Origin of the sequence: Collinsella sp. AF14-35 (genome assembly GCF_003464565.1) — a bacterium.
Lineage (GTDB): Bacteria > Actinomycetota > Coriobacteriia > Coriobacteriales > Coriobacteriaceae > Collinsella.
The window spans coordinates 62,791-85,235 of sequence record NZ_QRZD01000006.1; the positions used below are offsets into that span (position 1 = coordinate 62,791).

Consider the following 22,445-nt stretch of genomic DNA (forward strand, 5'->3'; position numbering starts at 1 on the left):
ATGCGATGTGACAAAGGGACTTTCCCTTTGTCACATTTTTTGTATGAGGGGAGGTGTTGATATGGATGAGAACAAGATGGGGTGGCGCGAGTATGCGCGCTATGCCGAGGTGTCGGCCGAGGAGCTGGCGCGTGATTGCGAGGTCCAGGTGTTTCGCGCGACGGGTCCGGGCGGCCAGGGCGTGAACACGACGGACTCGGCGGTGCGCATGAAGCATATCCCTTCGGGGATTACCGTGACGGCGCGCGAGAGCCGCAGCCAGTTCCAGAATCGCGCGAGCTGCCTGCGCAAACTACGCGCCGAGCTCGAGCGTCGCGGGCGTCCACCGCGCCGACGCGTAAAGACCAAGGTGCCCCAGCGCTCCCGCCAGCGCAGGCTCAACGACAAGCACTTCAACGCCATCAAAAAGGCCAACCGCCGCAAGCCGGGCAGCGACGAGTAGTCGAGTGCTCCACTGGCCTTGCTAGCGGGCGGGGTGCCAAACTTGGAGGGCGCTGCCGAGGACGTCAACCTCGATGCGCGAGGCGACAATGGGCTCGCCGTCGGCCTGGATGGGGTAATCGGGCTGCTCGAAGGTGAGCTCGGCATGGCGGCAGCGGCGCATACGAACCGGCGGCAACTTGGTGTGGTGGCCGTCCTTGGCCGAAAGAAACATAGGCAGGGCAACGGCGCGGGGGACGGGGCCGCAGGCGTAGCAGACGTCGAGGATGCCGTCGCAGGGGTCGGCATCGGGGCAGATGCGATAGCCCGAGCCATAGGTGGGGCCCAGCTGAATCGCCATGATGATCGCCCTCACGCGTTCGGCGGGCGCGCCGTCAAAGCTGACTGTCATGGGGTAGTTGCGATAGCGCAGACCAAACTGCTCAAGTCCCGAGAGGGTGTAGAGCGGCGCGCCTGTCAAGCCGGTCTTTTTGCGCAGCTCGGTGGTGCCAAGGCCGATGGCGGCATCGATGCCGACCGAAAGCGTCTGGTCGTAGTACTCAACGGTAGCATCGCCGCTGCCGCTCGCAGGGTTCCACGAGCGAATGCGCCCGATGTCCTGATGCTGCAGCTCGCAGGTGAGCAGCGCGCCAAAATCCTTGCCGGAGAAATCGTCGATACCGAGCGTCTGGGCAAAATCGTTGCCGGAGCCCACGGGCAGGACGGCAAGAGCGGGGCGGGCGTCCTGCTTTTGCGTCATAAGCCCGTTGACGACCTCGTGAATCACGCCGTCGCCGCCAAGAGCGATAACGGTGCGATAGCCCTGAGCCTGCGCGGCCAGCTCCTTGGCGTGTCCCATACGCTCGGTCAGCACCAGGTCAAACTGGGATGCGCGTGCAGTCATGTCCAAAAAGCGTTGCAGGCGCTCGGCAACTTCGCGTGCCGCGCCCGACTGGGCGGCTGGGTTGGCGATGATGAGCGTGCGACCAAAATCAGTTGCGTGCATGGGGCGACTCCCGGCGTGTGACATGATAGTGCGGTCGCGCTCAGGTCGAATTACCCCCGATTGTGGCTGCACGGCGATTATTACATCTACTCTATCAGGTCGTTGTGGCGCTCGATAGCATCCGCTACCGTACCTCCCTCATCCACAATAAGCGAGCGGCGCTTGGGTGAGATGATGCGCTGGGCGGGGTACACGCCGCGGTGTCCGCCGGTTAGGTAGCTGATAAAGGCCACGATGACAAAGAACCCGGCGGCCGTGCCGTGGAACAGGTCGATGGCCATCATGCAGGTGGTGATGGGCACGTTGAGGCCGGCGCAGAACACGCCGAGCATGCCGAGAGCCGCCAGAAAACTGGGGTCAAGCCCGGTAAGGCAACCGATCCAGCCACCGAGTGCCGTACCGATGCCAAACAGGGGCGTGACCTCGCCGCCTTGGAAGCCCGCGCCCAGGGTAAGCGCTGTGACGACCAACTTGATGGCTGCGTCCGCCAGGGTGGTGTTGCCTGCAAATCCGGCGCCGGAAAGCCATGTGGAAAGGCCGGCGTAGTCCCAGGCGTCAAGGAGGGCATAGGCGGCCAAAACCACGAGTGCGCCCACGAGTGCGCGAGTAAGGTAATTGGTGATAAAGCGACCGTAAAGGCTTTTGACGGTTCGAACCGACCAGGCAAAGAGGCGTGCCGTCAGACCGAAGATAATTGCGCTGATAACAACGATGACAACCGTCCGTGGTGTCATGTTGGGAACGCTGGCGATGACATTCGCCTCGTACTCGGTTCCCAAGGCAAGTGACGTAAAGTAGCCGGTAAACGAGGCGACCAGGCAGTAGATGCCCGCGGTGTAGTCGATCTTGCCGATAAAGCACATCTCCATGCCAAAGAAAGCTCCAGCAAGGGGCGAGCCGAATACGGCGCCAAAGGCCGACGAGATGCCGGCGAGCATGAGGTCGTGGTGGTCATGTTTTTTGAGGTGGGCGAGGCTCGAGATGTTGCTGGCGATGGTCCCGCCAATCTGCACCGCGGCCCCCTCGCGACCGGCCGATCCGCCCGTTAGGTGCGTGAGCGTGGAGCAGACGAAGGTGAGGACGGCCATGCGCATATGGATGAGGCGTGTGCCCAGAGCGGAGTCGATGACCAGGTTGTTACCGCGTTTGGCGGCAAGACCGTGATTTTTGTACACCCATGCGGTGGCAACGCCCACAACGGGAAGCAGCGCGTAAATCCACGCATGGTGCTCGCGATAGTCGGTCGCGATATTCAACGAGGCCAAAAACGCCCAAGCGGCAACGCCCATGGCGAGCGAGACGATGACGACGAGTACGAGCAACTTAGCGCTCGCTAGTAGGTTGCGGGCGTTGCAGCGCGTGTCGGCAGCCAAGAGATGCTCGGAGCGGGTAAGTTGATGCCTGCCTGCCGTGATGACGTCATTAAGGGAGAAAAATCCGCCGTCGTCGAGCGGCTGGGAATGATTCTGCGCTTCGTTTGCGCTTTCGGGTTTGTCGTTATGAGCCATACGTTCCTCTTTTGGGTTGCAACACGAGCATTATAAAACGCGGTAAACGCGACGAGCCGGTGGGTTGGTTTCCATTCTGTTTCGCGGCCTGCAACCGACAGGTGTATTTGCGGGTACAGGCCGAGTCACGGTCGTGCGTCGGGGGGATTATACTGAGACAAGCATAATGAATCGGCGCCCTTGTTGTGCGCCGTGGCATTAAGAGGTGCATATGGCAGAGAAACTCATACCGCTGGAGGATGCGCAATCGATTGTTTTGTCGCACGTTGCTCCGACGGATCTCATCGAGATTCCCGTGTGGCAGGCCGCCGGTCTTCCCTTGGCCGAGGACGCGGTGGCCGATATCGACATCTCGCCGTTTGCCAACAGCGCTATGGACGGATATGCCGTGCGCTCGGCGGACTTGGCGCAGGCGTCTGACGAGGCGCCGGTGACGCTCGACGTTATCGGACACGAGGCCGCGGGCCATGTGTTTGAGGACACAATCGGCGCGGGCGAGACGGTCCGCATCATGACGGGCGCGCCGGTACCCGAAGGTGCCGATGCCGTGGTGAAGTACGAGATCGTCGACGTACTCGATGGCGACGGCAACGAGGGCTCGCGCGTTCGCTTCTCGGCGCCTGCCAAGGTAGGGGAGAACGTTCGCTCTGCCGCCGAGGAGGCCCATGCCGGCGATGTCGTGATGCGCGCTGGCGAGGTCGTGGCTCCGGCGGGCGCCGGCTTGTTGGCGAGCGCCGGTTATGCGAGCGTGAAGGTGCATGCCGCGCCGCGTGTGGGCATTATCTCGCTGGGCACGGAGCTGGTCGCGCCGGGTGAGCTGCCGGCGCGCGGGCAGATTCGCGACTCCAATTCGTCGGCGTTGATGGCCGAAGCGCTCGATGCAGGAGCCGAGCCCGTGTTCTACGGCATTGCGCCCGATGATGAGCAGGCGATTGCCGAGCTGGTGCATCGTGCCGTGCAGGAGTGCGATTTTGTCATTACGAGCGGTGGCGCCTCGGCAGGCGACTACGACTACGTGACGGCGCTCGTCCGGCGCGAGGGTGAGGTGCTGTTCGATCGCATCTCGATGCGTCCGGGCAAGGCCATCACGTTTGGCTTGCTTGGGGGTAAGCCCTACCTGGGACTTTCAGGCAATCCGGCCGCGGCGTATGTAGGCTTTGAGATGCTTGCGCGTCCGGCGATTCGCAAGATGCGCGGCTTTGCCGAGGGCGTGCGTCCCGTGCAGCAGGCGACGCTCACGCACGGCGTGAAAAAGCGACAGCATCGCCGCTTCTTCGATCGCGCCACGGTTTTGCGCGACCCCGAGACCGGTGAGCTGTTGGTGACCGAGGCCAAGACACAGAATTCGGCGCTGCTCGGCACAATGCAGCGGGCTAACTGCCTGCTGCGTATTGACGAAGGACCGTGCGACCTCAAGGCGGGCGATGTCGTGGATGTCGTGCGAGTCGACCTGCCTGAGGGCACGGTGCTATAGGAGGAATGTTATGGAGCTAAAGATTTCGATCGTGACGTGCTCGGATACGCGCGACCTTGCCCAGGACGAGGCGGGTGCCGCACTCGAGGAGCTTATCGAGGCGCAGGGATGGACGGTCGCCTCGCATGTGGTCGTGCGCGACGACGTCAGCGAGATCGGTGATGCCATTGTGGAAGCCGCCGATGAGTGCCACGCCAATGTCGTGCTCACCTGCGGCGGCACGGGGCTTTCGATGCGCGATGTGACGCCCGAGGCGACGCGTACCGTCTGCGATCGCGATGTGCCGGGTATTGCCGAGGCGATCCGTGCGTACTCCATGACCAAGACGCGCCGCGCCATGCTCTCGCGCGCCGTGTGCATGCAGCGTGGGTATACGCTTGTCATCAACTTTCCGGGATCCACGAAAGCGGCCCGCGAAAGCTGGGAGGCCGTGAGCGACCAGCTGGAGCATGCGGCCCAGATGACGGCGGGCGGCGGGCACACCAAATAAGCGCACTACCTGCGGCGGAGCGACCTTGCGAGTCGCTCCGCCTTTTTATGCATCGACAGCGCGGGCCGTCTCGTGGTTATTGGTAAAAGAAAATTATCAGGCGAGAAATCTTTATCACTGATATTATTCGCACGAAAGTATAATCTAATTACAGAATAAAGCCTGCGGTGGGGTACCCGGGCACAAGGTCCGAAAGGGTTGAACATGTTCGATATGGTTTCTCGCCGCGGATTCGTCTCACTCTCCGCTGTCGCCGCTGCCGGCCTTGGCCTTGCCGGCTGCTCCGGCAACAAGGAGCCTGAGTCGACCGGTTCCGATGCCGGTTCCGCCAAGATTTCGTCCAAGAAGGCTGTCGAGCTGCAGGTCTTTGCTGCCAACTCGCTCGAGAAGGCTTTGCCCGAGGTTCAGAAGCTCTACACCGAGCAGACCGGTACCACCTTTGCCGACACGCAGTTTAAGGCGTCCGGCGACCTTGTCGAGCAGATGCGCGCCGGCGCCACGGTCGACGTGCTCATCACAGCCTCCAAGGGCACCATGGACGACGCCGAGGCCGCCGAGCTCGTCGACGCCGACACGCGTGAGGATATGTTCGTCAACGATCTTGTGGTCATTCGCGCCGAGGGCTCCGACACCAAGGTCGAGGCCATCGCCGACATCGCGAGCCTGGACGGCAAGATCGCCATCGGCGACGCCAAGACCGTTCCTGCCGGCAAGTACGCCAATCAGGCACTGGCCTCCGCGGGCCTCTACACCGGTGCCGAGGGTGACGATGGCGAGTACGCACCCGAGATCGCCGACAAGGTCGCACTGGCCGACAAAGTTGGTACCGCCGCCGCCTATGTGTCTACGGGCGACTGCGTGGCCGGTTTTGTCTACAGCTCCGATATCTTCCGCTATGACGGCATCGAGGAGGCCTTCGTGTGCCCCGAGGATTCGCACAAGCCCATCGTGTACCCGGGCGCCGTTGCCGAGAGCTCCGAGCACGCCGACGAGGCCAAGGCATTTATCGACTTCTGTCTGACCAACAAGAAGGCTCAGAAGATTTGGGCTAAGTACGGCTTTGAGCTTTCCGAGTAGTGCGGCTTGGCGCGATAATTCCATCGTTTTGTGTCTCACTCCGTCCTTGTGTTCGCTTGGAGCTTTTCGTGCTTAATAGATTCCGCATGCTTGTCGTCTGTGCTTTGACCCTCGCGCTTTGCTGGGTGCCGGGACTTGCGTTTGCTGGGGACGCTGAGGACGGGGCCCAGGTTGCTGCGACCGCTCATGGGCTTTCCTATGGGATCGAGGGTTTTGAGCGGTTGGCCAAGGGGACCGCTCGTGCCATGGAGGGCCAGCCTGAGGGCTATCGGTTTCCCGTTGACGAGGATGTGGACCTTGTAGTGGCGCCCGCTGCCGATCGCGTTGTGGTGTGGATATCGCCCAAGGCAGTCGAGAAGTATGGTTTGGATCCGCAGGACAACGAGTGCGTATCGGGTCTCAAGGCTCTCGTCTGTGAGCTCGACAGCGCAAACTGCATGGGAGGTGCGCAGCTGGGGGACGTGGATCTTCCTTGGTATGTCACGGCGGAAACAACGTTTGATGCCGGCGGGTATACCTATGGCTTTGATGTGCGTGGTGCGGATGGGGACCGCTATGTGGTGATTGCGTCAGCCTCGGGTGATGCCAAGGGCGGCGCGCGTTGGCTTGATAGCGCTCAAATGGTAGAAGCATCGTCTGTCGTGTTGCGGGATGAGCAGGGGCCCTTGGCCTCTCTGGCCTCCTTTTTGGGCAACATCGACTATCGCCCGTTTTGGGTGTCTATCAAAACGAGCGGCCTTGCCCTGCTGATCTCCTTTGCGCTGGGCCTGTTTGCCGCATGGAAGACCATGGGTACGACGAGCCGCGTGAAGGGCCTACTCGACTCGGTCTTTACCATCCCGATGGTGCTGCCTCCCACGGTGTGTGGCTTTCTGCTCCTCATGCTGTTTGGCCGCTCAACCGGGGTTGGCCAGTGGCTTATTGCACACAGTATCTCGATCGTCTTTACGTGGCCCGCGGCGGTGATATCTGCCGTGGTGGTGTCGTTTCCCCTGGTCTACCGTACGGCACTCGGAGCCTTCGAGAGCCTTGACACGCAGATGCTCGATGCGGCGCGAACCCTGGGATGGTCCGAGCGTCGCATCTTTACCAAGCTTATGATGCCGCTTGGCTGGCCCTCGATTGCCGCCGGCACGGTGCTCGCCTTTGCCCGCGCGATGGGCGAGTTTGGTTGCACCCTGTTCCTTGCGGGCAACTACGCCGGCATTACCCAGACCATCCCTATCGCCATCTACTTTGAGTGGATGGGCGGCAACACCTCGGTGGCCCTCTTTTGGGTCGTCGTCGTGATCGTGTTTAGTTTCCTGGTCATCCTGTTCATCAACATGTACACGGCGCATTCGCAAAAGTATCGCGAGCGTGGTCTCTCCCGTGCAGAGCGCAAACAGGCCAAGCAGCTGGGTAGCCAGATCGATTCGCTCGACCCAGTGGGCGGCGATGCGCTGCGTATCGATCGCGAGGCGCTGGCCGAGCTCATGCGCGATGACGCCGTCTCGAAGGGAGGTCGATAGACCATGTCGCTTGTCCTGGATATCAAAAAGCGCTATCCCGGGTTTATGCTCGACATGCAGCTCGATGCCGGCGAGGAGCGTGTGGCGCTGCTCGGCGCCTCCGGATGCGGCAAGAGCTGCACCTTGCGCTGTATTGCCGGCGTGGAGACGCCCGACGAGGGCAAGATCGTCGTCAACGGCGTGACCTTCTTTGACTCTGCGACGGGCATCAACCTTTCGCCCCAGGAGCGAAAATGCGCCCTGATGTTTCAAAACTATCAGCTGTTCCCTAATATGACGGTGGCCGATAACGTGTGCGCCGGCGTTGAGGGTGCAGGCGACGCCGCAGCGCGCAGACGACTTGCCGAGCGCTACCTGGGTATCTTTGGACTGGTCGACTTTGCCGACCGTTATCCCGCGCGCCTCTCGGGCGGCCAGCAGCAGCGTGTGGCGCTTGCTCGCATGGTGGCGGCACACCCGGGCATTTTTATGTTCGATGAGCCCATGAGCGCGCTCGACGCGTATCTCAAGAGCGCGCTTGAGCAGAACATGCTCGACCTGTTCGACGTCTGTAACCGTACCGTGCTCTACGTGAGCCACGATATTGACGAGGCATGCCGCCTGTGCGAGCGCATTTGCGTGATGCATAACGGACATGTGGAGGAGATCGGCTCCGTCGAGGACGTGGTCCGCCGGCCGCAATCCTTGGCTGCGCTGCGCCTGACGGGCTGCAAGAATACGAGCCGCGCGCGCAAGATCGGGCTTCAGGAAGTTGAGGCCCTGGACTGGGGCATGACCTTCAACGTGGGCCGTGAGGTTCCCGATAACGTGGCGTACCTGGGTATTCGTGCGAGCTACTTCCATGTGGACAACCGTGCCGAGCGGGGTCGCAACAGCTATGACCTGCACGTGGCCCGAGTGAGCGATTCGCGTTTTGAGCGCCTGGTGCTGCTGGACGCGCCGCGTGCCGATGCGCCGACGCGCCTGCAGTGGAAGGTCAACAAAGTGGGCATGCCTGTCGACGAGCTGCCGCAAGCAGGCGAGACGCTGCGCATGCATTTTGATGCCAGCAGGATCCATTTGGTTTGTCGATAGCGCCGGGTAGTGCCGTCGGGGGATATAAGCCTCGGCGGCTTTGTTTTTGCCGTTCGCCGAATGAGGAATGACAAATTCTTATCAATCAAGATAATTATTTATTAAACGACGGCACACGATGCTGTCGTACGAATGTCAACGGTGTTCGCATGGTCGATGACCGTTGATATAGTTGACTTCAACTTGTTAAGGAGGGTGCGCACATGCCGCAGACGACATATATTCGCCGCATTGCCGCGCGCCCTCTATATGGCTCGGAGTCGCATATGAGCAGGTATGTTCACGGCTCCGGGAGAGACGACGCACAACTAAATAATCGACCGCAAAGCAGGTTCCCCAAAATTCCGGGTTTGAGCACGGTCGGGCAATCGCCGTCCGTCGTGCATCGATACCGCTGTTATCCGTTTTTGGTTCGAGAGGGGAACCGTTATGGCTGAAGAATTCGATTTCCATCCGATGTGGGAGAGCCTCGGCATGAATCTTGCCGACCACGATATGCTGCTGGGCGCCGTGGGCCAGATGTACGGCGACATGTTCCTGACGCAGAACAATCGCCCCAAGTCCACGTCCTACCTGGACTTTGTGGCCACCAACATCCATAGCGGCCGCATTAAGGAGATGCTCGACAAGAAGGAGGCTGGCGAGGCCACCAAAATCGTGGGCTCGTTCTGCGTGTACGTGCCCGAGGAGATCGTGCTTGCCTGTGACGGCATTCCCGTTGGTCTGTGCACGGGTGCCGATTGGGCAACGGACAAGGTCGAGGAGCATCTGCCGCGCAACACCTGTCCGCTTATCAAGAGCTTTGCCGGCTTTAAGCTGGGCGAGGTCTGCCCCTACATTGAGTCGAGTGACCTAGTGGTAGGCGAGAACACCTGCGATGGCAAGAAGAAGGCCTACGAGTTCTTTGCAACGCAAAAGAACATGTACGTCATGGATATTCCCAACGTGCACGACGAGTCGACGCTCGTGACCTGGAAGGCCGAGGTCAAGAAACTCGCCGCCAAGATCGAGGAAGAGTGCGGCGTCAAGATTACGCCCGAGCGTCTGAAGGCTGCCATCCACGCCGTCAATGAGAAGCGCCGCGCCCTGCAGCGCCTCGCTGCCACGCGCGCTGCCGACCCTGCACCTATTAGCGGTCTCGACAGCCTACTGACCGTTCAGGCCGCCTTTATGGACGACACGCCGCGTCTGACCGGAGCCATCAACGATATGGCGGCTGAGTGCGAGCAGCGTGTCGAGGCTGGCGAGGGCGTGGCGCCCAAGGGGACCAAGCGCATCCTGTACACCGGCACGCCCATGGCCGTGCCCAACTGGAAGCTGTTCAACCTCATCGAGAAAGCCGGCGGCGTTGTGGTAGGCGAGGAGTCCTGCACGGGCTCGCGCTACTACAAGGACCTGGTCGACGAGTCCGGTGAGACGGTGGACGAGATGCTCGATGCCATCGCCGAGCGCTACTTTAAGATCAACTGCGCCGTCTTTACGCCCAACGACCAGCGTATGAAGGACATTGTCCAGATGGCCAAGGACCTGCATGCCGACGGCATCGTCGACGTGGCCCTGCAGTTCTGCACGCTCTATGAGATGGAGTCGTTTGCCGTGGAGAAGGCCGCCGAGGAAGCCGGCATTCCGTTTATGCACATCACGACCGACTACGCCGGTGAGGATGCAGGCCAACTGCAAACCAGGATCGAGGCCTTCTTGGAAACCATTTAGGGCTATCCGTCCCGGCGGCTTTCCCAGGCACCCGATCTTGCCGTTCAAACCGTCGCTTGCGTGCGAAAGTACGCGGCGCGTCTCTTTCACGGCAACCTCGGGCACCTGGGAAAGCCGCTTCCTTGGTTGGTTAAAAGGTTTAGGAGTTATATGTCGGAAAATATTGAGCAGCCGTTGCCCAGCACGTTTGAGGAGTTTAACGAACAACGCAAGGCGGCGTTTATTCGCGTTAAGGATTACAAGCAGGCGGGTAATCGCCTGGTCGGCTTTTTGTGCAGCTATACGCCGCTCGAGATTATCGATGCCGCGGGCGCCTCGAGCGTGGCTCTGTGCGGTACGTCCGACGAGGTGATTCCCGAGGCCGAGAAGGTGCTGCCGGCAAACCTCTGCCCGCTCATCAAGTCGACGTATGGTTTTGCCTATTCGCAAAAGTGCCCGTTTACGTACTTTAGCGACATGATCATCGGCGAGACCACCTGCGACGGCAAGAAGAAGATGTACGAGCTGCTCAACGAGCTCAAGCGCACGCACATTCTGCACCTACCGCAGGGCCGCGACCGCGCCTACGAGCGCGAGGGCTGGTACGAGGAGTGCCGTCTGCTCAAGGAGGAGCTCGAGAACTTCTACGACATTACGATTACCGACGGCGACCTACGCGCTGCTGCCCGTCGTCGCAATCGCCTGCGTGCGGCCCAGCTCGAGATGTTTGCGCTGCAGGCCAACCAGCCGGCGGCCATGAGCGGCGTCGATCTGATGAGCACCATGTTTGCCGGTACGTTCAGCTTTGATATCGAGGCCTATACGCAGCAGCTGGAGCAAAAGGTCGCTAACCTGCGCGAGGCCTACGAGGCCGGCGAGCACCCGGTTGCGGCGGATGCCAAGCGCATCCTGATCACCGGTTGCCCGGTGGGCGGCGTAATCAACAAGATCGGTCGCACCATCGAGTCCAACGGCGGCGTGGTCGTGTGTATGGATGACTGCTCGGGTGAGCGCACGGCGGCCATGATGGTCGACCCGGATGCGCCCGACATCCTGCGTGCGATCGCCGACCGCTACCTGGATATCAACTGCTCGGTTATGACGCCCAACGACGGTCGTATGGAGAACACGCTGGCCATGTGCGAGAAGTATCACGTCGATGGCGTAGTGGAGAGCGTGCTCCAGGCGTGCCACACCTTTAACGTGGAGAGTGCACGCATGCAGGAGGCCGTCGAGGGTGCGGGTATTCCGTATATGAAGATCGAGACCGACTACAGCAACGGCGACATGGGCCAGATCGAGACCCGCATCGCCGCCTTCATCGAAACCCTCTAGCTTCCTCAGGCACCGGATCTTGCCCCTCAAACCGTCGCTTGCGTACCAAAGTACGCCGCGCTCCTCTTTCGGGGCAACCTCCGGCACCTGAGAAACCTAGAGCTAAGGCGCCTGAACGCGCCGCTGTCTTTGATGTTTGGATTAGGAGAGAGCCATGATAGGGATCGGGGTCGATATCGGGTCTACGGCGGCTAAGGCTGCTGTGGTCGATGGTGAGGGTTCGGTGGCGTGGACGTGCGTGCAGCCAACCGGGTTCTCCTCGGTCGATGCCGCCGATAGGTTGCGCGAGGCGCTCGCGGCGGCGGGCTTTGACGTTGCATCCGATTCTGCGCGTGTGGTGGCCACGGGTTACGGGCGCGTGGCTGTGCCATACGCCCACAAGGTTGTGACCGAGATTACCTGCCACGGCGCCGGTGCCGTGCGTCTGTTTGGCGATCGCGGCACGGTGATTGACGTGGGCGGCCAGGACACCAAGGTCATTCAGCTTAAAAATGGCCGCGTGGCCAAGTTTGCCATGAACGACAAGTGCGCTGCCGGCACGGGGCGCTTTTTGGAGATCATGGCCGACCGCCTAGGTATTTCTCAACAGCAGATGGCCGACCTGGCGCGTTCCGGCGAGCCTACCAAGATTTCCAGCATGTGCACGGTGTTTGCCGAAAGTGAGGTCATTAGCCTGATCGGTCGCGGTGAGCCGCGCGAGAACATCGCACGTGGCGTGATCGACAGCGTGGTCTCGCGCGTGGCGACCATGGCCGGGCAGGCCGCGGGCGCCCCGTACTACCTGACCGGTGGCCTGTGCGAGAACGCCTTCGTGGTGGAGCGGTTGGGCGAGCTGCTGGGGTCGCCGGTGACCACCTCGCCCCAGGCTCGCTTTGCCGGTGCCATCGGCGCGGCGATTCGCGCACAGGCGCTCGATTAATGCATCGGCCGTGGGCCTGCATTCATGCGTATACTGGGAGGAAATGATTGACCGATGAGAGGAGGTATCGATGGCTGACGATCAGATTAAGCTCACGTCTATGACTGCCGCGAGCGGTTGAGCCGCTAAGTTGGCTCCTGGAGCCCTCGCCCAGGTCCTGGGCGACTTACCCAATGTGCATAACGACAACCTGCTCGTGGGGTTCGATACCTCCGACGATGCTAGTGTTTTTCGTGTTGGCGAAAACCTGGGCCTCGTGCAGTCCGTCGACTTCTTCCCGCCGATGGTCGACGACCCGTTCCTGTTTGGTCAGATCGCGGCGGCCAACTCGCTGTCGGACATTTATGCCATGGGTGGACGACCGAGCCATGCCATGAACCTGCTGTGCATTCCCAGTTGCCTGGGCGTCGAGGTCGCAGGTGAGATTCTGGCGGGTGGCGCCGATAAGTGCGTCGAGGCGGGTTGCTCCATCGCGGGCGGCCATACCATCAACGACGACGAGCCCAAGTACGGCCTGTCCGTGAGCGGCTTTGTCTCGCTCGACCGCATGCTCGCCAACAGCGGCGCGCGCGCTGGCGATGTCCTGCTGCTGACCAAGGCGATCGGCTCTGGCATCATCACCACGGCCATTAAGGGCGAGCTCATCGAGCAGGACGAGGCCGCAGCCATGTTCGACTCGATGCGCACCCTCAACGAGGCCCCGATTCGTCTGGCCGAGGGCCTCGAGCTTCACGGCTGCACCGATGTCACGGGCTTTGGCCTGATCGGGCACGCGTGCGAGATGGCCGAGGGCTCAGGTGTGCAGATTGAGCTTGTGTCGGGGGCGGTGCCGCTCTTTGACCAGGTGCTCAATATGGCGCGTCTGGGCATTATCCCTGCCGGCGCCTACCGCAACCAGGATTTCTTTGGCCCGCGCGTGGCGGCCGACGATGACCTGGAGCCGGGAATGCTGGATGCGCTGTACGATCCGCAGACCTCGGGCGGCCTGCTCATCGCAGCGCCTGCTGCCGATGTGGATGAGCTCGCCCGCCGCCTGCATGCCGAAGGTCGCGTTGCCGCCACAATCGGCCGCGTGTGCGAGGCGGTGCCGGGTGGTCCTGCCGTTCACGTTGTGCATTAAGGAAAACCGTTTATGCGACCGTCTACTGTTCTGGGCGGTCCCTTTTGAAAGGATTTGCTATGTCTACCAAAATTGAAGTCAATGCCATGGGCGATGCCTGCCCGCTGCCCGTCGTCAAGACGCTCAAAGCTCTGAAGCAGCTTGATGGCGAGGGTGCTGTGGTGACCTCGGTCGACAACGAGACGGCCGTCAAGAACATCTCCAAGATGGCACAGGAAAAGGGCTGCACGGCCTCGGTCGAGAAGGTCGCCGATGCCGAGTGGCACGTGATCGTGGCGGCCGCCGGCGCCGTTGCCGTGGCCGATCCTGAGCAGGACGGCGCCGCTTTCTGCGACGCCAGCGCCGGCAAGGGCAAGCTGGTCGTGGCCGTCTACACCGATTGCATGGGTCGCGGCGACGATGAGCTGGGCCACAAGCTCATGAAGGCCTTTATCTTTGCCGTGACGCAGCAGGAGGAGCTGCCCGCCACGATGCTCTTCTACAACGGCGGCGCCAAACTCACCGTCGAGGGGTCGCCGGTGCTTGACGACCTCAAGGGCCTGGCCGAGCAGGGTGTCGAGATCCTTACCTGCGGCACCTGCCTCGACCACTTTGGCATTAAGGACCAGCTTGCCGTGGGCGATGTCACGAACATGTACGTGATCGTCGAAAAGATGGAGCAGGCCGGCCGCGTCGTGCGTCCGTAGCGCCTGGGTGGGATTGCCATGAGAGAAAAGCGCCCGGCGCTTGTCATCACGTTTCCCACCACGGCGGCCGCCATGGGCTGCGAGTCTCTGTGCCGTGAGCGTGGCCTTCCCGGGCGAACGATTCCCGTACCCGGAGAGGTTGCTGCCGGCTGCGGCCTGGCATGGAAAGCCCTGCCTGAAAATGAACCACTGCTGCGAAGCGAGCTTGCCGCGGCGGACGTTCCCACCGAGGGCTTTACTGTGATCGATATGTGGGAGGTCGTGCGATGATCTACCTGGATAACGCGGCGACGACCATGCACAAACCTCAGGCGGTCATCGATGCCGTGGTGCAGGCGATGTGCTCGCTCGGCAATGCTGGGCGAGGCGCCACGTCGGGTGCGCTCGACGCGGCGCGCACCATCCACAGCTGCCGCACCAAGCTTGCGCGCTTGCTGGGCTGCCCGCGGGTGGACCATATTTGTTTTACGCCCAACTCCACGGCGGCGCTCAACACCGCCATCAACGGCGTGGTGCGCCCCGGCGATCGTGTGGTCACGACGGTGCTCGAACACAACTCCGTGCTGCGTCCGCTCAACCGCCTGGCGGCAGAGCAGGGCGTGACTGTTGAGCATGCGGGCTGCGACGCGAACGGCGTGCTCGACTACGACGAGCTCGAGCAGCTGGTCACGCCGGGCACGCGTGCCGTGGTGGTGACACACGCCTCCAATGTGACCGGCAACGCGGTCGACATTGCACGCGTGGCTGCCATGGCCCATGCGGCCGGCGCGCTTGTGATCGTCGATGCCTCGCAGTCTGCCGGCACGGCGCATATCGATATGCAGGTCATGGGGCTCGACGTGGTGTGCTTTACCGGCCACAAGGGGCTCATGGGCCCGCAGGGGACCGGTGGCCTAGCCGTGGCGGAAGGCATTGACGTGGCTCCTTGGGCCATGGGTGGCACGGGCGTGCGCAGCTTCGATGCGCTGCAGCCGCAAGAGTGGCCCACGCGTCTTGAGGCGGGCACGCTCAACGGTCACGGTATCGCCGGCCTTTCCGCCGGCCTCGACGTTATCGAGGCCCAGGGCGGGGTAGAGGCGATTGCGGCACGCGAACGTGCGCTTGCCGAGCGCTTCCTCGCCGGCGTTCGCGACATTCCCGGCATTGCGCTCTACGGTGCGTTTGACCAGCCCGTGCGCTCGGCGATCGTTTCGCTTAACGTGGGCGATATCGATTCGGCCGAGGTCTCGGACGCGCTCATGCAAGGGTGGGGGATTGCGACGCGCCCCGGCGCCCACTGCGCTCCGCTCATGCACCGCGCACTGGGGACCGAGCGCCAGGGTGTCGTTCGCTTCTCGTTTGGGTATTTCAACACGGACGAGGAAGTCGACACCGCGATTGACGCTCTGCACGATTTAGCCTGCTAAAGCGTATATACTTGCGGGACGGGTCTTTTGCCCGTCCCGTTTTGTTTCGACCCGAAAGGTGGTCCTATGGCATCATCCGCCCCGCGCGGTCTGCGCTCCGACCATGTCCTCACCGTCGGCATCGCCCTGTTCTCGATGCTCTTTGGCGCCGGCAACCTCATTATTCCGCCGCTGCTGGCGCTGCAGGCGGGCTCTGCCACGCCGCTCGCCATGCTCGGCTTTCTGATTGCCGCCATCGGCCTTCCCGTCATGGGCTTTATCGCCGTGGCACTTGCCGGAACGGCGCGCGAGCTTGCCGGTCGTGTGCACCCCAAGTTTGGCGAGTTTTTTGTCGCGGCGGTGTATCTGGCTATCGGTCCGTGTCTGGCCATTCCGCGCACGAGCTCCACGGCCTTCGAGATGCTGGTGCCGCTGCTGCCCGAGGGTGTCTCGCTCGGCACGGCCCGCCTGGTGTTTGCCGTCGCCTTCTTTGCCGTCGCCTTTGTGCTCACGCTGCGCCCGGGTGTCATTACGCGCGTGCTCGGCCGCATTACGGGCCCCGCGCTCATCGCCCTTATCGTATTGGTCGTGGGCGCTGCCGTGGTCTTGCCGCTGGGTTCCGCTGCCGCGCCGCAGGCTCCTTACGATGCCGGTGCCGCCGTGCAGGGCTTTTTGACCGGCTATCAGACCATGGACCTGCTCGCGTCGCTCGCCTTTGGCATCATCATCGCCGAGACCATCCACGAGCTGGGCGTTACCGACGACAAGCGCGTGGCCTTCGAGATTTCGCGCTCCGGCGTGATCGCTGGTGTGCTCATGGCCATCATCTACTGCGGTCTGGCGCTTGCCGGCACGCAGCTGAGCACCGTGATGCCCGATGCCACCAACGGAGCCGCCATCCTCGCCCGCTCGGCCTCCATGCACTTTGGCCTTGCCGGCACGGTCGTGGTCTTTGCGATCTTCTTCCTCGCCTGCATGAACGTATGCATCGGCCTCATCAGCTGCTGCTCGCGTTACTTCTGCGAGACGTATGTGGTCGAAGGGGGAGCAGAGGCTTCCGAGGAGGCCATGCGCCGTCCCTTTGCGATACTCGCCTTTGTGTTCGCGGCGTTTTCGTGCGTGCTCTCAAACGTGGGCCTCGACGTGATCCTCATGTTCTCGGTGCCCATGCTCAACGCCCTGTACCCTGTTGCAATTGTTCTGGTGCTTATGGGCCTAGTGCACGGTTTTTGCGACGCGCATCCGCAGGTGTGGGTCTGGGTCGGCGGCGTTGTCGCGGTGCAGAGCGTGATCACCTCGATCCGCGACGCGTTCTTTGCAGGCGTGTGGCTGCCGTTCGATGCGCTGCCGCTGGCCGACATTGGAGCCGCATGGGCGCCGGTTGCCGTGGTGGCGTTTGTGATTGGCCTGCTCCACAGCCGGTTTGTCGCACATTCGAGGAGCTAGGGTATCGTCGCTTGCGCAGGCGGGGAGTCTCCCCTATAATTTCCTTCGCTTTGGGACACGCAAGGTTTAGACCTTAGCTGCTCAACACCTTCGGGACGTGGCGCAGTTTGGTAGCGCGCCTGCTTTGGGAGCAGGATGTCGCAGGTTCAAATCCTGTCGTCCCGACCATATCTTGCGGGCGTAGTTCAATGGTAGAACCCCAGCCTTCCAAGCTGATGACGCGGGTTCGATTCCCGTCGCCCGCTCCATAAGAATTGTTTTAACGGCTTTGGTTTCCTTTGGGAATCAGAGCTGTTTTCGTTTACGCGCCGGGCGACGGGAATCGAACCCGTCAGGGTGCGGAGCTGAGAAAATGCGTGAGCATTTTCCAGCGCAGCACGCAAGGGCCGAAGGCCCGCAGCGAAACAAGGATTTGCGAAGCAAATCCTTGGACTTCCCGTCGCCCGCTCCAAGCTATATAATCGCAGGCCAATATGCTAATTTGGCTCGCGTTTATTTTTATACCGTCCGACCTCGCGGGGCAAATGAACCAAGAGCGTTTGTCCCACATCGTAAGAAAGTAGTGATTGCCATGGCACAGAGTAAGGCAGAATACCCCACCCCCGACTGCCTGGCGCCCGCCGCGATCGAGGCTAAGTCCGAGGCCGCCGGCGTTACCAAGGCCAACCTGCCGGTCTCGAAGGCCTTTTTGCTCGCCATGTTCGCCGGAGCGTTTATCGCCTTCGGCGGCCTGTTTTTCACGGTCTTTCTGAGCGATCCCACGCTTGGCTGGGGCGCCCAGCGCTTCGTGGGCGGTCTTGCTTTTTGCCTGGGACTGGTGCTCGTGCTCATTTGCGGCGCGGAGCTGTTTACCGGTAACTCGCTTATGGTATGCGCGCTTAAGAGCAAAAAGATTACGCTCGTCCAGATGTTCAAGGCTTGGGCTGTTGTGTGGATCGGCAACTTTGCCGGCGCCCTGTTCGTTGTCTTTTTGATTTACATGGCAGCTATTTATAAGCTCAACGGCGAGGCCGTCGCCAATACCATGGTGAGCGTCGCCGCCGGTAAGGTTGCGATCGACGCCGTTACCATCTTCTTCCGCGGCATTTTGTGCAACATCTTTGTGTGCCTGGCTGTATGGATCGGTACCGCCGGCAAGACCGTGGTCGATAAAGTCGTGGGTATTCTGCTGCCTATCGCCGCCTTTGTGTCATGCGGTTTTGAGCACTGCGTTGCCAACATGTACTTTTTGCCCATGGGTGCCGTGATGCACGCGTGCGGCTATGGAGCCGATGTCGCCGGCGCCGATGCCCTCAACGCCGCCGGGTTGGCGCTCAACCTTTCGGTCGCCACGCTGGGCAATATCGTAGGTGGCGCCCTGATCGTGGCGCTGGGCTACTGGTTTATCTACGCCAACAAAGAGTCCTAAAGGACCCAACCCATAACCGACCAAAAAGGGACAGGTTTATTTTGGCAGGTTTTGGACGAGGCGCTTCGCCGTCTTGTCGCGAGCTGCCATAATGGACCTGTCCCTTTTGTATTCGCGTCGTCACATTTTGGCCGATGACGACCAAGGGGGGCCTGCTTTTTATTGATTATGTCGAAGGGCTTTCCATGAGCGACTGCGAATCCATGCCTGCCGAGGTGCGCGACCGCCTGCGCTCCATTCCCGCCGTGCACGAGCTGCTGGCCGAGTGGCCGGTCATGAAGGCTGCCGGCGATGCGGGCGACACGTTGGTGCGCGAGGCGATTGACGCCGAGCTCGATGCCGAGCGCGCGGCGATTCGCTCTGGCGCCCCCGCTAGGAATAAGCGCGAGCTCGCCTTGGCTATCGAGCGGCGGTGCCACCGCCTGTCGCTGCCGACCCTGCGCCCTGCCGTTAACGCGACGGGCGTTGTGATTCACACCAACCTGGGCCGCGCTCCGCTCGCGCCCGCGGCGGTGCGGGCGGTGACCGATGTCGCTCGCGGCTACAGCACGCTTGAGTATGACGTCTCAACCTGCGCTCGCGGGGGCCGCAAAGAGCATGCCGCGCGTCTGCTGCGCACGCTCACGGGGGCGCAGGACGCCCTGGTCGTCAACAATAACGCCGCGGCGGTGCTGCTGGTGCTTGCCGCGCATGCGTGCGGCAAAGAGGTCATCGTGAGTCGCGGCGAGCTGGTCGAGGTGGGCGGCAGCTTCCGCATTCCCGATATCATGGCGGCTTCGGGTGCCAAGCTTGTCGAGGTGGGCTCCACCAACCGCACGCATCTGGATGATTACCGAAGCGCCATTACGCCCAATACGGCGATGATCTTGAAAGTTCATCCTTCTAACTACCGTATCGAGGGTTTCCACGAGGAGGTTTCCGCGGCGGAGCTTTCTGCGCTGGCGCATGAGCACGGGCTGTTACTGTACGAGGACCAGGGCTCGGGCGCTTTGCTTACAGATGAGGTGCTCGTCGATGCTGGGGAGAAGCCCACGTCCGCCTCGCTTTGCGCCGGCGTTGACGTCGTCTCGTGCTCGGGCGACAAGCTGCTCGGCGCCTCGCAAGCGGGCATTATTCTCGGTAGCGCCCAGGTAATCGCCGCCTGTGCCTCGCATCCGCTTATGCGCGCGCTTCGCCCCGGCAAGCTCACGCTCGCGGCGCTCGAGGCCACTTTGCGCCTGTATGTGACCGGATCCGATACAGCGCATCGGGAGATCCCGGTGCTCAACATGCTTTCCGGCGCGCCGGCTCCGCTCGAGCGTCAGGCCAAGCGCCTGCATGACCGCATGCTGCGCAAGCTTCGCGAGTCTCAGTGTGAGGAGGCGGTGGAGCTGCAGGTTGTCGAGGGCGTGTCTGCTCCGGGCGGCGGTTCGCTGCCGACCGTCGAGCTCCCAACTTTTTGCGTTGCCGTCTGTCCCGTCGATGGGCGCCTATCCGCCGATGGCCTAAAGCGCGCTATGGTACAGGAGCCCGATACGCCGGTTGTGACGCGCGTGCGGCACGACCAGGTGCTTTTTGACGTTCGCACGCTTTTGCGCGACACCGACCTTGACCTGTGTGCGTCTGCGTTGGCGGATGCCGTGCGGGCAGGTTTGCGTCGATGACCGCGCGCGAGCTTGTCGAATGTCCCGTTATCGTCGGAACGGCAGGACACGTCGACCACGGAAAGTCGGCCCTTATCGAGGCGCTGACCGGCAAAAATCCCGACCGTCTGGAGGTCGAACGGCGCCGAGGCATGACCACTGAGCTCGGCTTTGGCGAGCTCGAGCTTCCCAGCGGCAAGCTTGTCGGCTTGGTCGACGTACCCGGGCATGCGCACTATCTGCGCGCCATGGTGCAGGGCGCCACCGGCGTGGACGTTGCGTTGCTGGCGGTTTCGGCCGTTGAGGGCGTGATGCCGCAGACCCGCGAGCACGTTCGGGTTCTGGAGCTGTTGGGTGTGACGCGCATGGTCGTCGCACTCACGATGCGCGATTTGGCCGACCACGAGATTGCCGCGCTGGCGGAGCTCGATGTCGAGGCGTTTCTGGACGGGACCGTGTTTGCGGGTGCCTCTATAGTGTCGGTGTCCTCCAAGACGGGCGAGGGCCTGGACGAGCTGCTTACGACGCTCGATAACACGGTTTGTTCGTGCTGGTCGGAGCATCTGGAGGCGACCGCTGGCTCGGGCGCCGCGCCCCGTCTTCCCATCGACCGTTGCTTTAGCATCCGCGGCACCGGAACCGTCGTGACGGGTACGCTGCACGACGGTCCCGTTTCGGTTGGCGATGAGCTCGTTGCGCTGCCGTCGCAAACGCGCTGTCGCGTGCGCGGGGTGCAGGTTCACGGGGATACCCAGTGCGCGGTTCCCGGCCAGCGCGTCGCCCTGAACCTGGTGGACGATGGCGTGGCGGGCCTCAAGCGCGGCGAGATGCTCGGCGTCGAGGGTCGCGTGGGCCAGACGCTGCGCTTTTTGATGCAACTGACATATGTGGGGCGCGATGGCGTGCGAGCCGGCGTTCTTGCTTCGGGTACACGCGTGCACGTTATGGCGGGCACGGCTGAGGTGCTCGGCCGCATTATGCTTTTAGACGACGAGCCGCCTATTGCGGTCGGCGAGACGCGTGTGGTGCAGGTGCGCCTGGAACGGCCGCTGCCGTTGCGCGCCGGCGATCATGCCGTCATTCTGTCGTATTCGCCGATTTCGCTGCTTGGCGGCGGACGCGTCCTGCTATCGCGCTGTCGCCGCGCGCGGGTCCTGTCGGCGGGGGAGCGCGCGTTGTATGCGGCGCTTGAGTCCGGAGATGTCGCGGACGGCGTACACGCGTGGCTGGCGCTGCAAACGCTGCCTGTTGCTGCTGCCGGTGTTGCCGCAGCGCTCGATCTTGTTACCGGCGAGGTCGAGATCGTTTTGCGTGGGCTTGTGGACCAGGCTGCCGTGTGCGAGCTTGCTGCGGGCGGTGCGGTGCTCTACGCAGATGCCTCGGCTCTCGATGCTGCAATGGATGTGCTGGCTGCGGCCTTGTCCTCCATGCACGCGGCGGCTCCCAAGGAGATCGGCTTTACGTCCGGTGCGGTCGCGCACGCGGCTTGGCCGGGCGCCGGTAACGATGTCGCGATGGCACTTATTGCCGAGGGCTGTGCACGTGGCGTGTGCGCCGTCGACGGTGCCGAGGTGTTCGACCCGCATTCCGCCGCCGCGGCGATACGCGTGGTGCGCGAGGCTGGCCAGCGTATCGTGGCCCTGCTGGATGAGGCCGGTCTTAATGCGCCGACGCTTCCCGAGGTGAGCGAACAGTTGCAGCTCGATCGCGACACCATGACGCGTGCACTGCGCGAGCTTTCGCTCAACCACTCGATCGTTAAGGTCGAGCGCGACGTTGCCTTGTCCGCCGCTGCCGAGGCCCATGCGCGTGAGGTTGTTGCGACGGCTATCGAGGCTGCTGGCGGCGCCGCCACCACGAGTGTGCTGCGCGAAGCCCTGGGCGTGTCGCGCAAACGAACCATTAGCATCTTGGAGCACCTGGATGCCGTGCGCTTTACAGTACTCGACAAGGAGGCCGGCGGTCTGAGATCGCTGCGTTAGCGGTTTCCGCATCGCTCTTTTCGGTTGTGGTCTGTTGGGTTTGGTAAAATACCGCCACGTTTGGGAGCGGATGGGCTCCGGTGGGCCCCGCGGTCTTCAAAACCGTTGTGAGGCGTGCAAAACGTCTTGGATGTGTTCGATTCACATCCGTTCCCGCCAACGCATCTCGCCAAAACCACCACAAAGGTGCCTGTCCCCTTTGTGGTGGTTTCGAAACGTGCGGGAAACAGCTTCGAAACACGCGATTTGCTCGTCAGGCGGTCAAAAAGCTATCTACCTGCATCGTAATC

At 62.2% G+C, this 22,445-nt stretch carries 19 protein-coding genes and 3 tRNA genes; 20 read left to right on the forward strand and 2 right to left on the reverse strand.

Annotated elements, in window-relative coordinates; genetic code table 11:
* The first annotated feature begins 61 nt into the window (after positions 1-61).
* Positions 62-442 carry a peptide chain release factor-like protein gene (locus DWW12_RS03430; protein ID WP_369832413.1) on the forward strand — a complete coding sequence of 127 codons (381 nt, stop codon included), beginning with the start codon at positions 62-64 and terminating at the stop codon, positions 440-442.
* A gap of 21 nt (positions 443-463) precedes the next feature.
* On the opposite strand, the gene DWW12_RS03435 is transcribed toward DWW12_RS03430, so the two are convergent.
* Together DWW12_RS03435 and DWW12_RS03440 are read right to left on the reverse strand one after the other, a co-directional pair.
* A complete protein-coding gene (locus DWW12_RS03435; RefSeq protein WP_117854992.1) occupies positions 464-1,426 on the reverse strand; it encodes a diacylglycerol kinase family protein in 963 nt (320 codons plus the stop codon).
* Positions 1,427-1,512: 86 nt separating this feature from the next.
* The gene (locus DWW12_RS03440; RefSeq protein WP_199570665.1) at positions 1,513-2,934 is read right to left on the reverse strand and encodes a chloride channel protein; all 1,422 of its coding nucleotides are present in this window, start codon (positions 2,932-2,934) and stop codon (positions 1,513-1,515) included.
* Between the two features lie 211 nt (positions 2,935-3,145).
* Between DWW12_RS03440 and glp the strand changes: the two genes are divergently transcribed.
* The 19 genes from glp to DWW12_RS09820 all read left to right on the forward strand — a co-directional run bounded on the left by glp (position 3,146) and on the right by DWW12_RS09820 (position 22,314).
* Positions 3,146-4,408: a gephyrin-like molybdotransferase Glp gene (gene glp / locus DWW12_RS03445; RefSeq protein ID WP_117786466.1), complete on the forward strand. Its 1,263-nt coding sequence runs from the start codon at positions 3,146-3,148 to the stop codon at positions 4,406-4,408.
* Between the two features lie 10 nt (positions 4,409-4,418).
* Complete coding sequence (locus DWW12_RS03450; RefSeq protein WP_117786467.1) at positions 4,419-4,898, forward strand: molybdenum cofactor biosynthesis protein B; 480 nt, start codon at positions 4,419-4,421, stop codon at positions 4,896-4,898.
* A gap of 204 nt (positions 4,899-5,102) precedes the next feature.
* On the forward strand, positions 5,103-5,975 hold the full coding sequence (gene modA, locus DWW12_RS03455; RefSeq protein ID WP_117854994.1) for a molybdate ABC transporter substrate-binding protein: 873 nt from the start codon (positions 5,103-5,105) through the stop codon (positions 5,973-5,975).
* Positions 5,976-6,043: 68 nt separating this feature from the next.
* Positions 6,044-7,486, forward strand: a complete 1,443-nt coding sequence (modB, locus tag DWW12_RS03460; protein ID WP_233539111.1) for a molybdate ABC transporter permease subunit — start codon at positions 6,044-6,046, stop codon at positions 7,484-7,486.
* 3 nt (positions 7,487-7,489) lie between these two features.
* Positions 7,490-8,560 (forward strand): sulfate/molybdate ABC transporter ATP-binding protein, encoded by a 1,071-nt coding sequence (locus tag DWW12_RS03465; protein WP_117786470.1) that lies wholly within the window; start codon positions 7,490-7,492, stop codon positions 8,558-8,560.
* A gap of 429 nt (positions 8,561-8,989) precedes the next feature.
* Positions 8,990-10,273 (forward strand): double-cubane-cluster-containing anaerobic reductase, encoded by a 1,284-nt coding sequence (locus tag DWW12_RS03470; protein WP_117854997.1) that lies wholly within the window; start codon positions 8,990-8,992, stop codon positions 10,271-10,273.
* Positions 10,274-10,423: 150 nt separating this feature from the next.
* The gene (locus DWW12_RS03475; protein ID WP_117637557.1) at positions 10,424-11,587 is read left to right on the forward strand and encodes a double-cubane-cluster-containing anaerobic reductase; all 1,164 of its coding nucleotides are present in this window, start codon (positions 10,424-10,426) and stop codon (positions 11,585-11,587) included.
* Positions 11,588-11,741: 154 nt separating this feature from the next.
* Positions 11,742-12,506, forward strand: coding sequence for an acyl-CoA dehydratase activase (locus DWW12_RS03480; RefSeq protein WP_117639211.1), 765 nt, complete (start codon positions 11,742-11,744; stop codon positions 12,504-12,506).
* 70 nt (positions 12,507-12,576) lie between these two features.
* Complete coding sequence (gene selD / locus DWW12_RS03485; protein ID WP_117854998.1) at positions 12,577-13,626, forward strand: selenide, water dikinase SelD; 1,050 nt, start codon at positions 12,577-12,579, stop codon at positions 13,624-13,626.
* Positions 13,627-13,685: 59 nt separating this feature from the next.
* Complete coding sequence (gene yedF / locus DWW12_RS03490; protein WP_117855000.1) at positions 13,686-14,312, forward strand: sulfurtransferase-like selenium metabolism protein YedF; 627 nt, start codon at positions 13,686-13,688, stop codon at positions 14,310-14,312.
* Between the two features lie 18 nt (positions 14,313-14,330).
* Complete coding sequence (locus DWW12_RS03495; protein WP_117629429.1) at positions 14,331-14,582, forward strand: DUF3343 domain-containing protein; 252 nt, start codon at positions 14,331-14,333, stop codon at positions 14,580-14,582.
* Positions 14,579-15,718 (forward strand): aminotransferase class V-fold PLP-dependent enzyme, encoded by a 1,140-nt coding sequence (locus DWW12_RS03500; RefSeq protein ID WP_117855001.1) that lies wholly within the window; start codon positions 14,579-14,581, stop codon positions 15,716-15,718. The genes DWW12_RS03495 and DWW12_RS03500 overlap by 4 nt, the downstream gene beginning before the upstream one ends.
* 66 nt (positions 15,719-15,784) lie before the next feature.
* Positions 15,785-17,143, forward strand: a complete 1,359-nt coding sequence (gene brnQ, locus DWW12_RS03505) for a branched-chain amino acid transport system II carrier protein (protein ID WP_117855003.1) — start codon at positions 15,785-15,787, stop codon at positions 17,141-17,143.
* A 91-nt stretch (positions 17,144-17,234) separates the two neighbouring features.
* Positions 17,235-17,311: transfer RNA gene (locus DWW12_RS03510), tRNA-Pro, on the forward strand.
* 6 nt (positions 17,312-17,317) lie between these two features.
* A tRNA-Gly gene (locus DWW12_RS03515) sits at positions 17,318-17,391 on the forward strand.
* 323 nt (positions 17,392-17,714) lie between these two features.
* Positions 17,715-18,551: a formate/nitrite transporter family protein gene (locus DWW12_RS03520; protein ID WP_117855005.1), complete on the forward strand. Its 837-nt coding sequence runs from the start codon at positions 17,715-17,717 to the stop codon at positions 18,549-18,551.
* 185 nt (positions 18,552-18,736) lie between these two features.
* A complete protein-coding gene (selA, locus tag DWW12_RS03525) occupies positions 18,737-20,194 on the forward strand; it encodes an L-seryl-tRNA(Sec) selenium transferase (RefSeq protein WP_158564368.1) in 1,458 nt (485 codons plus the stop codon).
* Positions 20,191-22,155, forward strand: a complete 1,965-nt coding sequence (gene selB / locus DWW12_RS03530) for a selenocysteine-specific translation elongation factor (protein ID WP_117855009.1) — start codon at positions 20,191-20,193, stop codon at positions 22,153-22,155. Before selA ends, selB begins: the two co-directional genes overlap by 4 nt.
* A 62-nt stretch (positions 22,156-22,217) precedes the next feature.
* Positions 22,218-22,314, forward strand: a tRNA-Sec gene (locus DWW12_RS09820).
* The last annotated feature ends 131 nt before the right edge of the window (positions 22,315-22,445 follow it).